19 protein-coding genes are annotated in these 13,849 nt (G+C 68.4%); 14 read left to right on the top strand and 5 right to left on the bottom strand.

Going from position 1 to position 13,849, the window contains the following annotated elements:
- Window positions 1–80 precede the first annotated feature (80 nt).
- The 5 genes from UC35_RS02995 to UC35_RS02975 all read left to right on the top strand — a co-directional run bounded on the left by UC35_RS02995 (window position 81) and on the right by UC35_RS02975 (window position 3,234).
- Window positions 81–263 carry a hypothetical protein gene (locus UC35_RS02995; RefSeq protein WP_061496043.1) on the top strand — a complete coding sequence of 61 codons (183 nt, stop codon included), beginning with the start codon at window positions 81–83 and terminating at the stop codon, window positions 261–263.
- Between the two features lie 25 nt (window positions 264–288).
- Window positions 289–795: a GNAT family N-acetyltransferase gene (locus UC35_RS02990; RefSeq protein WP_061496041.1), complete on the top strand. Its 507-nt coding sequence runs from the start codon at window positions 289–291 to the stop codon at window positions 793–795.
- Between the two features lie 9 nt (window positions 796–804).
- Entirely contained in the window at window positions 805–1,722 is a 918-nt protein-coding gene (locus UC35_RS02985) for a DUF808 domain-containing protein (protein WP_061496039.1), read from the top strand.
- Window positions 1,719–2,864 carry a N5-glutamine methyltransferase family protein gene (locus tag UC35_RS02980; RefSeq protein WP_061496037.1) on the top strand — a complete coding sequence of 382 codons (1,146 nt, stop codon included), beginning with the start codon at window positions 1,719–1,721 and terminating at the stop codon, window positions 2,862–2,864. Before UC35_RS02985 ends, UC35_RS02980 begins: the two co-directional genes overlap by 4 nt.
- Window positions 2,865–3,048: 184 nt before the next feature.
- Window positions 3,049–3,234 (top strand): hypothetical protein, encoded by a 186-nt coding sequence (locus UC35_RS02975; RefSeq protein ID WP_061496035.1) that lies wholly within the window; start codon window positions 3,049–3,051, stop codon window positions 3,232–3,234.
- Between the two features lie 113 nt (window positions 3,235–3,347).
- On the opposite strand, the gene UC35_RS02970 is transcribed toward UC35_RS02975, so the two are convergent.
- The gene (locus UC35_RS02970) at window positions 3,348–3,821 is read right to left on the bottom strand and encodes a hypothetical protein (protein ID WP_061496033.1); all 474 of its coding nucleotides are present in this window, start codon (window positions 3,819–3,821) and stop codon (window positions 3,348–3,350) included.
- Between the two features lie 91 nt (window positions 3,822–3,912).
- On the opposite strand from UC35_RS02970, the gene UC35_RS02965 reads away from it, so the two are divergent.
- Both UC35_RS02965 and UC35_RS02960 read left to right on the top strand, forming a co-directional pair.
- Window positions 3,913–4,674, top strand: a complete 762-nt coding sequence (locus UC35_RS02965; protein ID WP_193788636.1) for a hypothetical protein — start codon at window positions 3,913–3,915, stop codon at window positions 4,672–4,674.
- Between the two features lie 105 nt (window positions 4,675–4,779).
- On the top strand, window positions 4,780–5,436 hold the full coding sequence (locus tag UC35_RS02960; protein WP_145979319.1) for a L,D-transpeptidase: 657 nt from the start codon (window positions 4,780–4,782) through the stop codon (window positions 5,434–5,436).
- Window positions 5,437–5,631: 195 nt separating this feature from the next.
- Here the strand turns inward: UC35_RS02960 and UC35_RS02955 are convergent, their stop codons facing one another.
- A complete protein-coding gene (locus UC35_RS02955) occupies window positions 5,632–6,507 on the bottom strand; it encodes an NUDIX hydrolase (protein ID WP_061496031.1) in 876 nt (291 codons plus the stop codon).
- Between the two features lie 219 nt (window positions 6,508–6,726).
- Between UC35_RS02955 and UC35_RS02950 the strand changes: the two genes are divergently transcribed.
- Window positions 6,727–7,065, top strand: a complete 339-nt coding sequence (locus UC35_RS02950) for a hypothetical protein (protein WP_061496029.1) — start codon at window positions 6,727–6,729, stop codon at window positions 7,063–7,065.
- A 92-nt stretch (window positions 7,066–7,157) separates the two neighbouring features.
- Here the strand turns inward: UC35_RS02950 and UC35_RS02945 are convergent, their stop codons facing one another.
- Complete coding sequence (locus tag UC35_RS02945; RefSeq protein ID WP_061496027.1) at window positions 7,158–7,538, bottom strand: HPF/RaiA family ribosome-associated protein; 381 nt, start codon at window positions 7,536–7,538, stop codon at window positions 7,158–7,160.
- A 143-nt stretch (window positions 7,539–7,681) separates the two neighbouring features.
- Between UC35_RS02945 and UC35_RS02940 the strand changes: the two genes are divergently transcribed.
- Window positions 7,682–8,347, top strand: coding sequence for an alpha/beta hydrolase (locus tag UC35_RS02940; RefSeq protein ID WP_061496025.1), 666 nt, complete (start codon window positions 7,682–7,684; stop codon window positions 8,345–8,347).
- Window positions 8,348–8,478: 131 nt separating this feature from the next.
- Here the strand turns inward: UC35_RS02940 and UC35_RS02935 are convergent, their stop codons facing one another.
- Complete coding sequence (locus UC35_RS02935; protein WP_061496024.1) at window positions 8,479–8,949, bottom strand: SRPBCC family protein; 471 nt, start codon at window positions 8,947–8,949, stop codon at window positions 8,479–8,481.
- Between the two features lie 161 nt (window positions 8,950–9,110).
- Here UC35_RS02935 and gshA point away from each other — a divergent pair, with 161 nt between their 5' ends.
- The 4 genes from gshA (at window position 9,111) to UC35_RS02915 (ending at window position 12,860) form a co-directional block, all read left to right on the top strand.
- Window positions 9,111–10,664, top strand: a complete 1,554-nt coding sequence (gene gshA / locus UC35_RS02930; RefSeq protein ID WP_061496022.1) for a glutamate--cysteine ligase — start codon at window positions 9,111–9,113, stop codon at window positions 10,662–10,664.
- Window positions 10,665–10,767: 103 nt separating this feature from the next.
- Window positions 10,768–11,247, top strand: coding sequence for a hypothetical protein (locus UC35_RS02925; protein ID WP_061496021.1), 480 nt, complete (start codon window positions 10,768–10,770; stop codon window positions 11,245–11,247).
- Window positions 11,248–11,376: 129 nt separating this feature from the next.
- A complete protein-coding gene (locus UC35_RS02920; protein WP_061496018.1) occupies window positions 11,377–11,856 on the top strand; it encodes a hypothetical protein in 480 nt (159 codons plus the stop codon).
- Between the two features lie 62 nt (window positions 11,857–11,918).
- Window positions 11,919–12,860: a succinylglutamate desuccinylase/aspartoacylase domain-containing protein gene (locus UC35_RS02915; RefSeq protein WP_061496016.1), complete on the top strand. Its 942-nt coding sequence runs from the start codon at window positions 11,919–11,921 to the stop codon at window positions 12,858–12,860.
- A 4-nt stretch (window positions 12,861–12,864) separates the two neighbouring features.
- Here the strand turns inward: UC35_RS02915 and UC35_RS02910 are convergent, their stop codons facing one another.
- Window positions 12,865–13,188: a hypothetical protein gene (locus tag UC35_RS02910; RefSeq protein WP_061496014.1), complete on the bottom strand. Its 324-nt coding sequence runs from the start codon at window positions 13,186–13,188 to the stop codon at window positions 12,865–12,867.
- 87 nt (window positions 13,189–13,275) lie between these two features.
- Between UC35_RS02910 and UC35_RS02905 the strand changes: the two genes are divergently transcribed.
- A complete protein-coding gene (locus UC35_RS02905; RefSeq protein ID WP_145979317.1) occupies window positions 13,276–13,776 on the top strand; it encodes a BON domain-containing protein in 501 nt (166 codons plus the stop codon).
- Window positions 13,777–13,849 lie beyond the last annotated feature (73 nt).

Genomic DNA, 13,849 nt, shown 5'->3' with positions numbered 1-13,849 from the left:
CAGGCGTCCTACAGCCGCGCCGGCATGGCAGGCCTAGTGTCATGCTCCGTGCAACGGCGTTCACCCTGCGAAGGATCACCATGAAATCTCCCAAGCAATCCGACACCGGAAAGGCGCGGAACGAGCCCGAGCCCCCGCCGCCCCGCGAGGACAAGCCCGGCACCAACGCCCCCCAGTCCCAACCCGACCCCAAGGCCGAGCCGATTCCCGGCCGCAGCCGGACCTGGCACCCGCGCAGTCCCTACACCACGGGCAATGACTGATGGCGGCACGATCATAATTGGCCCGATGTACCAGATACGGCCCGCTCAGGAGAGCGATGACAACGCCATTGCCGGCGTGCATGCGCAGGCATCGCACGCCGCTTACCAGGGCGTCACCGGCGGCGGGCAACCGCTGTCCATGGACAAGCGCGTCGCGTTCTGGCGCGACGCCATCGAATACGGCGAGCCGCTGATCCACGTGGCCCTCGCCGATGGGCGCGTGGTCGGCTTCGTCGGCTACGACCGCTCGCGCGACCCCAAGTCGAAGCCCACCACCGGCGAGATCTGGGCGCTGTACGTGGATCCTTCGCACTGGGCGCGCGGCGCCGGGCTGGCGCTGTGGGATGCCGCGCGCGAAGGCCTGGCGGAAGAAGGCTGCACGGAAGTGACGCTGTGGATTCCGCTGTGCAACGATCGCGCGCTGCGCTTTGCCGAGCACGCCGGATTCAAGCGGGAGCCCGCCAGCGCCAAGACCGCGCTGGTCGGCGGGGTCAAGCTCGAGGAAATCCGGCTGCGGCGGAAACTGGACTAGGGCAGGACTGTGGCCACCAGCCTGCTCGCACTGCTCGACGACATCGCCACGATCCTGGACGACGTGGCGGTGCTGTCCAAGATGGCGGTCAAGAAGACCAGCGGTGTGCTCGGCGACGACCTCGCGCTGAACGCGCAGCAGGTGGCGGGCATCCGGGCCGACCGGGAGATCCCCGTCGTCTGGGCGGTGGCGAAGGGCTCGTTCGTGAACAAGGCGATCCTGGTGCCGGGCGCGCTCGCAATCAGCGCGCTCGCCCCCTGGGCGGTGACGCCGCTGCTGATGCTCGGCGGCGCCTTCCTGTGCTATGAGGGCTTCGAGAAACTCGCCCACCGCCTGATGCACCGGCCCGGCGAGGACGAAGAGGAACATCGCGAGCTGATGCGCGCGCTGACCGACCCGCAGGCAGACTTGCGGGCGATCGAAAAGGACAAGATCAAGGGCGCGATCCGGACGGACTTCGTGCTCTCGGCCGAGATCATCGTCATCACGCTGGGCATCGTGGCGGCCCGCGATTTCCTGACGCAGGTCGGGGTGTTGGTGGGCATCGCGGTGCTGATGACGGTGGGGGTGTACGGCCTCGTCGCGGCCATCGTCAGGCTCGACGATCTCGGCCTGTACCTGAGCCGGGGCAGCGCGCAGTTGGCCCAGGCCCTGGGGCGCGGAATCCTGGCCGCGGCGCCCTGGCTCATGAAGACGCTGGCCGTGGTGGGCACCGCCGCCATGTTCCTGGTGGGCGGCGGCATCCTGGTGCATGGCATCCCACCGGTGCATCACGCCATCCAGCATCTCACGCAGGACTTGCCCGCCGTGGTCGACGTGCTGTCGAGGGCGCTGCTCGATGGCCTGTTCGGCGTGGCGGCCGGGGCGGTGGTGCTCGGCGCCGTCGCGCTGTTTCGCCGCGCGGCGCGTCGCCGCGCCACGGCGTGAGCGAGGCTCCGTCGGTCGATTGGAACGATGGCGCCGCGCCGCGCACGGCGCGCTGGCGTTCCGAAGCCGGCGTGCCGCCGCCCAGGCACCTGCAGCCGTCGAAGGACACCCTGAGTGCCGATGCCGCCTACCGGCTGGCCAGCGAAGGCCATGCGCTGGTCTGGCGCAGCGACTTCCACAACGCGCGGCATCTGTTGCAGGCCATGGCCCGGCGCGCCACGCGAAAGCCGCGCAAGGGCGGCGCGCCGCCGGCCTCGCTCACCGAAGCCTTCCATCTGCACCGGCAGGCGCAAGGCCAGCGCGCACGCATCCTGGGGCGGCTGCTGATCCCGCTGGAGGGCGACTATTCGATCGACCTGCCGCGCGCGCCCGATGTCCGCCAGGCCTGCGTTGAGGCCTGGGGACCGCCCGACGGCCAGCCCTCGCTCGTGGCGCTGCGCGAGTTGCTCGGGCTGGTCGGCGCGCATGAGTGGCGCAAGAAGGGCGTGGAGATTCCCGCGCTGGGACCGCCGCCTGCCAACCGCATCCATCCGCACTACGGCGTGTTCTCGCCCGTGCGCGGCGAATACCTGGACCTGGTCGCCCGGGCCCCGCTGCCTTCGCGCGAGCTGGCCTTCGACATCGGCACCGGTACCGGCGTCATCGCTGCGGTGCTCGCGCGGCGCGGCGTGCAGCGCGTGCTGGCCACCGACCTCGATCCGCGGGCGCTGGCCTGCGCGGCCGACAACCTCGAGCGCCTGGGCCTGTCGGGACGGGTGGACATCGTGCAGGCCGACCTGTTTCCGCCGGGGCGCGCCCCGCTCGTGGTGTGCAACCCGCCCTGGCTTCCGGGGCGCGCCAGCGCGCCGCTGGAGCGCGCGATCTACGACGAGGACAGCCGCATGCTGCGCGGCTTCCTGGCCGGCCTGGCGGCGCACCTCGCGCCGGGCGGCGAGGGCTGGCTGGTGCTGTCGGACCTGGCCGAACTACTGGGCCTGCGCGCGCCGGCCGAAGTGCCGACGCTGATCGAAGCGGCGGGCCTGCGCATGGTGGGACGCGAAGGCATTCGCCCGCGCCATCCCAAGTCCGCCGACCCGGACGATCCACTGCATGCGGCGCGCGCCAAAGAGACCACCTGGCTGTGGCGACTCGCCGCGCGATAGCGTGCAGACAGACCACGCGCGCAGACAGATCGCGTGTGCAGACAGCATCGGAGATGCGGGCGCCAATAACGTGAGCACTTCGAAGTAGGCGTGTTCCTACCGCGGCTCTGGCGTTTGGAGGATGTGACTGGACTTGCGCGTAACGGATGATTGCCGAGACACGATGGCTAAGGAGGAAGCCCGAATGTTCGTTCCAGCACCGCGCAATCACCATCACGGCGAAACCAGCGTCGCCGCTCCGCGCAATCCCTATGCCACCTTCGAAGGCGACGAGGAATACGCGCTCGGATGGGAGTGCGCCCATCCCAGCTTGCAGATCGATTCCTGGCGCGAGGAGACGGCCACAGAGGTGAAGGAGTTCACCTACTGAGCGTTATATCGTGACAGCGGTGGTCCTACAGGCCCTGCCTGCATCACCTCACTTCTTGCTCGGGGCGCGCAAAAGTAGGCTGTGAAGCAGTCGGCTCGTTTTGCCGGCTTCATTCAACCTACTCCCCTAGGGGGGACCTCAGAGAAGGAGCAAGACATGAGCAAGAAGACCCTGACCACCCTGGCAACGGCAGCGGCCCTGGTCATCGGCGGCGTCGCGATCGCGCAGACCTCCAGCAGCGGATCGAGCACGTCCGGCGGCGCGGCCCAGACACCGAGCACCTCGAGCAGCCCGGGCACAAGTTCGAGCCCGAGCTCCACCCCGAGTTCCGGCTCCAGCCCGGCCCCCAGCTCGACGCCGAGTTCCTCGGACACCTCGTCCTCCGGCGCCAGTTCTTCCACCATGGGCGCCAGCCCGAGCAGCAGCAACACGGCCGGCAGCACGGCCGGTAGCCCCGGCCCATCGGGCGGCGCGCAAGCGGGGCCGGCCCCCAGCTCGGGCTCGAGCAGTGCCACCAGCACCCCGAGCGCATCGTCCAGCAGCCCGGGCAGCGATAGCGCGGCCGGTGCCGGCGGCTCGATGAGCACGGCGCGGGCAGACCGGAACTAAGCCCGTTCCCAGCGGTCTCATACGGGCTTTGCGCCCGTGCGGACCGCTGTGACCTGACACCCAACGAACATGACCCGCCCGAAGCCGGACAGTGCCGGCGAACGATTTGAGTTGCTGGACGCTGTTCGCAGGGGTGTCTTGCTGGGGGTAGCCGTCCTGATGCTGGTCTTGCCGCCGGCGGCGGTCCACTTTCCGAGTGGCGGCCTGGCCGAGGCGGTGCCGCATCCGGCACGTCATGCGGCCTTCGGCCGCGAGTCCGTATCGCCCGACGTTCGGCGCATGGCCAACTGGGTCATCACCTCGCGCGACAACGGGCCGAAGTCTTTCGTCATCGTCGACAAGAAGCAAGCCAGGGTTTTTCTGTTCGATCCGGGCGGCAACCTGAAGGCGGCGGCGCCCGCGCTCCTGGGCTCGGCGCACGGCGACTACACGGTTCCCGGCATCGGCAACAAGCCCATCGAGCTGGTCCTGCCCGAAGAGAAGACCACGCCCGCCGGCCGCTTCGTCGCGGAATTGGGCAAGAGCAGCAGCCGCAACGAAGACGTGGTCTGGGTGGATTACGAATCCGCGGTGTCCATGCACCGCGTGATCAAGGTGCCCGAGCGCCTCAAGAGCCTGGCGTCGCCGACGCCGGACGACAACCGCATGTCCTTTGGCTGCATCAACCTGCCGGACGCCTTCTACGAGAAGGCGCTGCGACCGGCTGTGCAGCGCGGCGCCGTGATTTATGTGCTGCCCGAAACGCGCAGCTTGCGTGAGACCTTTGCGGCCTACTACGACGTCGATGCCCCGGTGAAACTGGCGCAACATGCGACACCGGCGCGCCGTTGACGCCGGCGCAACATTGACTCTCTCCTGAAACCCACCTGTTACCGTTGCACGGTTGCAGCCCGCTGACTCGTCGGTACCATGTCCGCCTCCACAGAGGGGGCATCAATGGCCTGTCTGGGCAAGGTACTGGTCGCCGGCTGGCTGGCCGCGGCCTGCGCCATCGCCGCGCCCGCGCACGAGAGACCAACGCAAGAACAGCGGGATCGTGCCGCGGAGCCTTCGCGCGATGCGCTCGAACTTGCCCGCCGGGTCACGGACACGGGCGAACACGAGTCGCGGCCTTTTGCCGTGGTCGACAAGCGTCAGGCGTCGATCCATGTGTTCGACAGGCTGGGACGGCTGCGAGGCGCCTCGCCGGTTCTTCTCGGCCAGGCCCGCGGCGATGAGATCACCCAGGGCGTGGGCGAACGTGCGCAATCGGGGAAGGTGCCCCTGGTCGAACGCACGACGCCCGCGGGCCGCTTCGTATCGAAGCCGGGTCGCAATCTGTCCGGCGAGCATGTGATCTGGATCCACTACGACAGCGCCTTCGCCATTCATCGCGTGCGGCCGGGACGCAGCCGCGACACCCACCTGGCGCTGCTGGCAGCGTCCAGTCCCGAAGAGCGGCGCGTCTCGCTCGGGTGCGTGGTGGTGCCGGTGCCCTTCTACGAGCAGGTGGTGCAGCGATGGCTCGGCCAAGGCCGAGCCGTCGTCTATGTGATGCCTGAAAGCGCGGCCCTGCCGGAAGCCGACACCGACGCCGCGTTCAAGGACCAGTGATCCGGCGGAGGGGGCCGGTGCGGCGGGGCCCGCTGGACAATGTTCTTGCGTTTCGCGGGCGGCGAAAGCCCGATACCTGTCTTTGTGGCGCGCGGCCCCGGCCAGCAACAAAGGAGTTTGGTTCGGCGTCCCGTCCTTGCCGCCAGCCGGGACCGCGAATCGTTGTAGGCAGGCTCCGGCTCGTTTCCGTCGAACTCAGGCGTCGGCGAACAGGTCCGCCAGCCCGCCTTCCGGCTCGAAGCGCCCGCCGCGCCAGTGCAGCCGCGTCGGACCGGGGAGGGCGCGCGCGCGCACCGAATGCCGCTCATCGCCCGGATAGCAGATGACCCGCACGCCCTGCAGTTCAAACGGCTCGGGCTCAACCAGCGGCGGCGTGCGCGCCCGCGCCTCGGCCATCGCGCTGTCCACGCCGGCATGCCGCGACAGGTGCGCCAGGCTCATGATCTGCGGCGGCGCCAGTTCGATCTCGCCTTCCCAGTACTGCCGCAGTGCCTCGCGCGGGGTGAGCCAGCAGCTCTCGGTCGCCTCGTGTTCGTCGTGACGGGGCGTCTGCCCTTCGGGCGCGCGCGCCAGGAAGAACCGGGCGTCGAAGCGCTTGCGAACCACGCCGCCCACAACCGGAGTGATCCAGCGCGACCAGGGCTGCAGGCGCGTCGCCGCCAGCTGCAGGGCCATGGGCGCCAGCACCTCGTCGAGCGCGCGCCCTTCGCGCATCATGCGCCAGGCGATCTCCGCCTCGGCCGCGCCAGCGCCCTGCGCCAGCAGCACGCCGGTTTCCTCGAACAGCTCGCGCAGGGCCGCGAAGTACAGGGCTGCCACCGCCTCGTCCGCCAGCCCGGGTTCGGCCAGCGCGACCCTGAGCTCGGCGCCCGCCGCATCGAGGCTGCGGGCGGCCAGCGCGTCGGTGGCATCGACCTTGCCCCCGGGGAACACATAGGCGCCGCCCAGCACATCCGACAGGCCATGCCGCTTGACCAGGAACACCTCGAGTCCCTGCGCGCCGTCGCGCAGCATCACGACGGTGGCCGAGTCCCGAGCCGGCTGGTCCAGTGCTTCCAGGTTCAGTTCCATGCCGCGAGGCTAGCACGGTCGGGCAGACCTCATGAAGCGCGGGCACATCCGCAAGCTCGGGGTGAGCGCAGGCCGCATCCGATTCGCCTTGTCGGTCTCCATCCGACAGGCGTTGCAGGCGAGACCTGACATGGGCACCGCTTTCGAAAACTAGGCTTCACGAGGGCGCCGAGATGCCCACGTCACACCCATACCAACATCAACCTCTGGAGTGTCTTCATGAGCAAGCTGAAGAGAGTCGTGGGACTTGCGTGCGGCTTTACCGCCGCGGGCGCCCTGGGCCTGGCGATCGCGCAGAGCAATCCGCCAAACAACCGCGCGCCGGATGCGTCGATCGGCGCCGGCCAACAGAGCACCTTCCACACCGGAATGGGTGAAACCGGTCTGCCGCCGTGGTCCCGGCCGATCCCGACCGCGGTGATTTCGATACTGCCCCGGCCCGAACCGGTTGCGGTGGCGCCTGCGCCTGAGTCCGTCGCTGCCGCGCCTGAGCCTGCGCCCACCACCACGATGGGCGCCCCGCCGGAAGAGAAGCCGGCCCGCACCGATCGCAACTGACAGGCAGCTGCGGACAGGACAAATCAGGCCGAACGGTCACCAACCGTTCGGCTTGGGCTGGAAGCTGGGCGCCGTAGCGCGCCAGCCGGGACTCAGCTTGAGTCGGCGGCCGTATCCGCCGGCTCTTGGGCGTCCTTGCGGATGGTGTGACGGGCGCGATGCTCGTGCCGGTCGAGCTTGCCCAGCGTGCGTTCCAGCGCGCGAATGAGCTTGACCGTGGCGCCGCGGAAGGCATCGTCCATCGATTCGCCGTTGTGGTTCACGGCGATCGGCGCATGGCCGTTCAGCCTGGCCTCGAGCATGCAGCGGCGGTCATCGCCCTTCTTGCCCCGGCTGTCGTCGGTCAGCTGCACCTCGATGCGTGAGAGTTCCTCGCGAAAGCGCCCCAAGGTGTCGTTGAGGTAGGCGGCGGCCCAACGTTCCAGGGCATCCTTGTTCGCAATGCCATTGCCGGTATTCACTTGTATTTGCATAGGCAAGTTCCTTTGCGCTTTCAGTTTGCGTGGCACGCGGACGGGTTGCTGTAGGAAAGGGGCCAAGCGGCTGTCGGACGGGTCGCACGCCACTTGCCGCGCTATGCTGGCCGCTTTCGTCCCTCCTTCGAAACGAGTCCCCAATGGCAGTGCTAGAAACGATCGACATCGAAACCGCGCCGCAGCCGGCGACCAGCATCATCGTGATGCACGGCCTGGGCGCCGACGGCACCGACTTCGTGCCCCTGGCGCAGGAGCTGCGGCTCGAGGCGGCCGGCGCGGTGCGCTTCGTCTTCCCGCACGCCCCGGTGATGCCGGTCACCATCAACGGCGGCTTTCGCATGCGCGCCTGGTACGACGTGCTGGGCCCGGACCTGCGCCAGCGCCAGGACGAGACCGGCCTGCGCCGTTCGCTCGCGCAGGTGGAGGAAATCATCGAGCGCGAAAAGGCGCGCGGCACGCCGGCCGGGCGCATCGTCCTCGGCGGCTTCTCGCAGGGTTGCGCGCTCTCGCTGCTGACCGGCCTGCGGCATCGCGAGCGGCTGGCCGGGATCGTCGGCCTCTCCGGCTACCTGCCGCTGGCGCACACCACCGCCGCGGAACGCAGCGACGCCAACGCGCTCACCCCGATCTTCATGGCCCACGGCCGGCACGATGATGTGGTGCCGATGTCCGCCGGCGAGGCCTCGCGCGATGCGCTGCGCGCGCTCGGTCACGACGTGGAGTGGCATGACTACCCGATGCCTCATTCCGTGTGCATGGAGGAGATCCAGGACCTGAACGCCTGGCTGCTCAAGGTGCTGGCATAGGGTTTGACTCCTTCCCCTCCGGGGGAAGGCGGGGATGGGGGCGCTCCGAAACTACGAAAGCGCCCCCACCCCAACCCCCGGTAGGGGAGGGAGCCGACAGCCACCCTCACCCAGCGGGGGGCAGCCAAGATTCAGACCTCGCCGCCGAACTGCTTGACCAGATTGGCGATGTACTTGTCCACCAGCTTCTCGAACTCGCCCTCGACCACCGGCTTCACCACCATGGACATGAGCGCTGGGAAGGGCAGGGTGATGTCGCCGTCGATCTTCAGTTCGAGGTGGGTGGACTTCTTGTTGTCCTTGATCTTCCAGTGGCCGCCGACCAGGGCGTTGCCCACGCCCTTGACCGGCGTCCAGCTCACCGTGCCCTTGGCTTTGTCGCTCTTGTACTTGCTGGCGTAGACGGTCTGGATGCCGACCTGGGCCGTGCCGACCTTTTCCATTTCCCACTTGTAGACGCCGTCGCCCAGGTCGGTGAGTTGCTGGACCTTGGGAAAATGCGAGACCGAGGCCGGGACGTCGGCCAGCAGCTCGAACACGTCGGCCGCCTTGGCCTTCACCTCGAATTCGTAGCCCAGGTCGATATGGACGGTCACGGCCATCTTCTTCTCCTCTTGTGGCGCTGGCAGGTGGCAGGTGGCCCATTCTGCCAGCCCATCATTTTTCCTACCAGATTCGGCCTTGACCTGGGTAAAAGCGGAAAAACGCTGGCCGTGCTACCGTGCGGCCCTTCGAGCGAGAAAAGAACGAGATCCGGTCCCAAATGAACAACCTGCAGGCGCGCCTTCACGCCCTCACGCCGGATCGGCTGAAGGGTATCCGCCGCGGCATCGAAAAGGAAAGCCTGCGCGCCATGCCGGACGGGGCGCTGGCCATGACGCCGCACCCGAAGGCGCTGGGCTCGGCCCTGACCCACCCCAACATCACCACCGACTACAGCGAATCCCAGCTCGAACTGATCACCGGGGTCCATGCCACGCCCGAGACCTGCCTGGAGGAGCTGATGCAGGTGCATCAGTTCACCTACCGCGCACTGGGCGACGAGATGATGTGGGTCTCCAGCATGCCCTGCGTGCTGCCCGCCGACGAGAACATCCCGATCGGCAGCTACGGCCCCTCGAACGTGGGCCGCGCCAAGAGCGTCTACCGCATGGGCCTGGCGCACCGCTATGGCCGGCGCATGCAGACCATCTCGGGCATCCACTACAACTGGTCGCTGCCGGGCGTGGGCAGCGAAGAGTATTTCGCGCTGATCCGCAATTTCCGGCGGCACGCCTTCCTGCTGCTGTACCTGTTCGGCGCGTCGCCGGCGGTGTGTTCCAGCTTCGTCGCGGGGCGCCAGCACATGCTGGAGTCGCTGTCCGCCGGCACCATGTACATGCCCTACGGCACCTCGCTGCGCATGGGGCGCCTGGGCTACCAGAGCGAGGCGCAGGCCAGCCTGGCCGTCAGCTACAACGGCCTCGAAGGCTATGCCGCCTCCTTGCACGAGGCCCTGACCCGGCCTTACCCGGCCTACGAATCGATCGGCATCGTGAACCCGGGCGGCGAGTACAACCAGCTCGCCACCACGCTGCTGCAGATCGAGAACGAGTTCTACGGCACCATCCGCCCCAAGCGCGTGATCCGCGCCGGCGAGCGTCCGCTGCACGCCCTGCGCGAGCGCGGCGTCGAGTACGTCGAGGTGCGTCTGCTCGACCTCAACCCCTTCGTGCCAGTCGGCATCACGCTGCAGAACGTGCGCTTTCTCGACATCTTCCTGCTGCATTGCCTGCTGGCCGACAGTCCGCCGGACACGCCGGCCGAAATCGCCGCGCTGGGCAGCAACCAGCACAAGACCGCTGCCTACGGCCGCGAGCCCGGCCTGATGCTCGAGCGCGATGGCGAAGAGGTCGAGCTCGTGAACTGGGGCGCGGAACTGCTGCGCGAGTTCGAGCCGATCGCTGCCATGCTGGATGCCGCCGTCGGCACCAGCGACTACGGCGATGCGCTGCGCGCGGCGAAGGGCCAGCTCGAAGAGCCGCACCTGCTGCCCTCGGCCCGCGTGCTGGACGTGATGCAACGGGACTACGCCAGTTCCTTCGTCGCGTTTTCGCGCGCCCAGTCGCAACAGACCAAGGCCAAGCTCCTCGCGCTGCCGTTCCCGGCCTCGCTGGATGCGAAGTTCGCGGCACTGTCGGCGGAATCGGTGCGCGAGCAGCGCGCGATCGAGGCCGCGGACGCACTCCCGTTCGAAGCCTGGCGCCAGCAGTACACCTCGGCCGAGCGCCTGGGCCTGAACAAGGCAGCCATCGCGCCGGCACTGGCCTCGGTCTGAAGTACCAAGCGGTTACAACTGCTGCCTGATCTTTCAGGAAGCAGGTCAGCGGTTGGCCGATACTTCCCGTTGAGCTGGAAAGCAGACTCAACGGAGCTGACAAATGAACCCATCCATTCGCGTCCTGGCAGCGCTGGCCTGCACCGCCGCACTCGCCGCCCCGGCCCTGGCCAAGGACCACGGGCACGACAAACACGACAAGCACGACAAACACGAGTACAAGCACGGGCACGGGCATGGGCACGACAAGCACGACCACGATGACGACGACCGGCGTTACCGCGGCCGCTTCAGCGACCAGCATCGCGAGGTCGTCCATCGCTATTACGTCGAGCACTACGGTCATGGTCGCTGCCCGCCGGGCCTGGCCAAGAAGCACAACGGTTGCGTGCCGCCCGGACATGCCCGTACCTGGGTCGTGGGCCAGCCGATCCCCACGGGCGTGACCGTCTATGCGGTGCCCCAGCCGGTGCTGGTCCAGCTCCCGCCGGCGCCCGTCGGCTACCGCTACGGACGCGTCGGCGCCGACATCACGCTGATGCGCGGCAACACGGTGGTCGACATCATGCTGAACGTGTTCTGATCCTCTCCCTGGTCAGGCAAGGCAGCGCTCTTGGGCGCTGCTTTTTTTCGCCCCTTCGTTTTGGCATGCGTCCTACAGCCCGCGCCTGAGCCGGGCATGAAAGTGGGGACTTCGATCAGGGAGTCCGCCATGTACTTCTGCATGCATTCGGCCCGGTGGCTGGTCTTCGCGGCCCTGGCAGCGGCCGCCTGGCCGGGCGGCGCGCAGCAGAAGCAGGCTTCGCCAGCAGCATCGCAGGCCGCGCCCTCGCCGTCAGCCGGCACGACCGCCGGCTACGGGGTCCGGTTGGGAGGCTTCTTCACCGACGATCAACGCCAGGCTGCCAAGCGCTATTACTCGCAGCGCTATGCGAAGGGCAAGGATTGCCCGGAAGGCATGGCGCGCGCTGGTGCGGGCAAGCCCTGCAAGCCCCCGGTCGAGGGCCGCTATTGGGCGGTGGGCCAGCCGCTGCAGAAATCCGTGGACACCTTCCCCGTGCCGGAGGCGCTGTTGTCGCAGCTGCCGCCGCCGCCCTCGGGCTACGAGTACCTGCGCGCTGGCGACGACATCCTGCTGGTCTCCAAGGGCATGCGCCTGGTGGTGGACATGATCGAGCACGTGATGGGTTAAGGGGCTGTCCCTATGCCCTTCGCCAAAGCGCTGGCACGGCATTGGGCGTATGCTCGGCGCCCATGAGCCAGAACCCCGACGACATCGCTTTCGAACTGCTGCCGCGCGACCTCGAGTCCTATCGCGCCGGCAATACCGGGATCGATTACGTGCATCGCTTCGAGTCCGGCCGGCCCGGACCGCACGTGCTGGTGAATGCGCTGACCCACGGCAACGAGTTTTGCGGCATGGTCGCCGCCACGCACCTGCTGGATGCGGGCGTGCGGCCCCAGGCGGGCACGCTCACGGTGAGCTTCGCCAACGTCCAGGCCTACGAGTCCTTCCGCCGGGACGACCCCTTCGCCAGCCGCATGCTGGTCCACAACCTCAACCGCATCTGGTCGCCGCAGTGGCTGGAAGGCACGGAAGACAGCCCCGAGCTGCAGCGCGCCCGCGCGCTGCGTCCGGTCGTGGCGGCGGCCGACCACATCCTGGACATCCACTCCACGGCGCAGCCTGTGCAGCCGTTCTGGGTGTACCCGGGTTTCGAACGCAACGCCGCGGCGGCCCTCGCGGTCGGCGTGCCCGAGGTCCATCTGGTGATGCCGCAGGGCCTGAACACCGGCACGCCGCTGATCCAGCACGGCCGGCACGGCCAGGCCACGCACGACGGCGTGGCGCTGGTGGTGGAATGCGGCCAGCATTTCCAGCAGGCCAGCGCCGAGATGGCGATGGAAGTGACCCTGCGCTTCCTCGCCCACTTCGGCCTGGTCGATGCCGATCCGGCCTGGGCCGCGCCGCGCCCCGCGCGGCGTTTCGAACTGCTGGCCACGCCCGTGATCAAGACCGAACAGATGCGCTTCGTCCGGCCGCTGATCGGCATGGAGACCTTCGCCGAAGGCGAGCTGATCGCGACCGACGGCGCCGACGAGATCCGCTCGCTCTGCGAGGGCTGCACCATCTTCATGCCGGCGCGCGCGCCGATCCCCGGGCGCGAACTGGTCTACCTGACCCGGCCCTTGTGACCGTTCAGAGCGCGGCGGGCAGCACTTTCAGGCCCACCCAGGCCGCGCCGATTACCGCATTCACCGGCACGCTCAGGGCGCTGGGGATGTAGAACAGCACCGACAGTTGCGGCGCCTCCAGCACCCATTCCACGAAGCCCCCGAGCCCGTAGAAGACCAGCCCGCACCAGAGCCAGCGGGCCATGTACTTGAGCAGCCAGTGGGCATGCTCGCGGTTCCAGCGCCGCGCCGCCGCGCGCTCCACGACATTGCCGCGCGTCACGTCCTTGTACAGCCAGCTGAAGAAGAAATAACGGTAGAGCAGCGTGCGAAACGGGATTTCCTGCATGAAGGCTCCTGGCTGGAGGCGGGCAACAGAGTCATCGTGGCAGCCCGCGCGGACACGCGCTGTAGGACGGCGCGCACAATGCCGGGGATGAGGACCTCCGTTCTGTCCGCATGGCTCCTGGCCGCGCTGCCGGCGGTGGCGTCAGCGCAGGAGGCCGGCAACCTGCTCGGTGATCCCTTCGTGCAGGTGACGGCTGCCATGGCCGCATGCCCGGTGCCGCGCGGCCCCTACGTCACCGCAGACAGCGTGCGCCGCGCCGCCCATGGGCGTACGCAGATGGGCGGCAGCTGCTATCGCGTGGGCCGTTGCCGGCTGCCCAATGCCTACCTCTACGACCGCGAGATCATCCCGCGCGTGTCGCTCTACATCCGCGAGGACGGACGCTTCGCGGACACCAGCGTCTGGGTGGTGGGCGCGGCCCGCATGGTGACCTTGATGGGCTGCGTGCAGTCGAAGGAGCAGGCCGACGCACTGCAGCAGGCGGTGGCGCTGGTGGACGACGTCCTGGGCGTGGCGAACCTGCTGATGGTCGGCACCCAGGGGCCGCCGCCCTACCGGCTGGTGGGCGACACCACGCCCGATTTCTGAGGGCATCAGAAAGAAAGCGACGCAACGGCCGGGCTGCGTTGGCTCAGCCTGTCGGGCTGCTGCCCGCGTAACG

The organism is Ramlibacter tataouinensis, assembly GCF_001580455.1.
Lineage (GTDB): Bacteria > Pseudomonadota > Gammaproteobacteria > Burkholderiales > Burkholderiaceae_C > Ramlibacter > Ramlibacter tataouinensis_B.
Note: the sequence above shows the minus strand (reverse complement) of the source record. Positions and strands in the feature narration are given on the sequence as shown.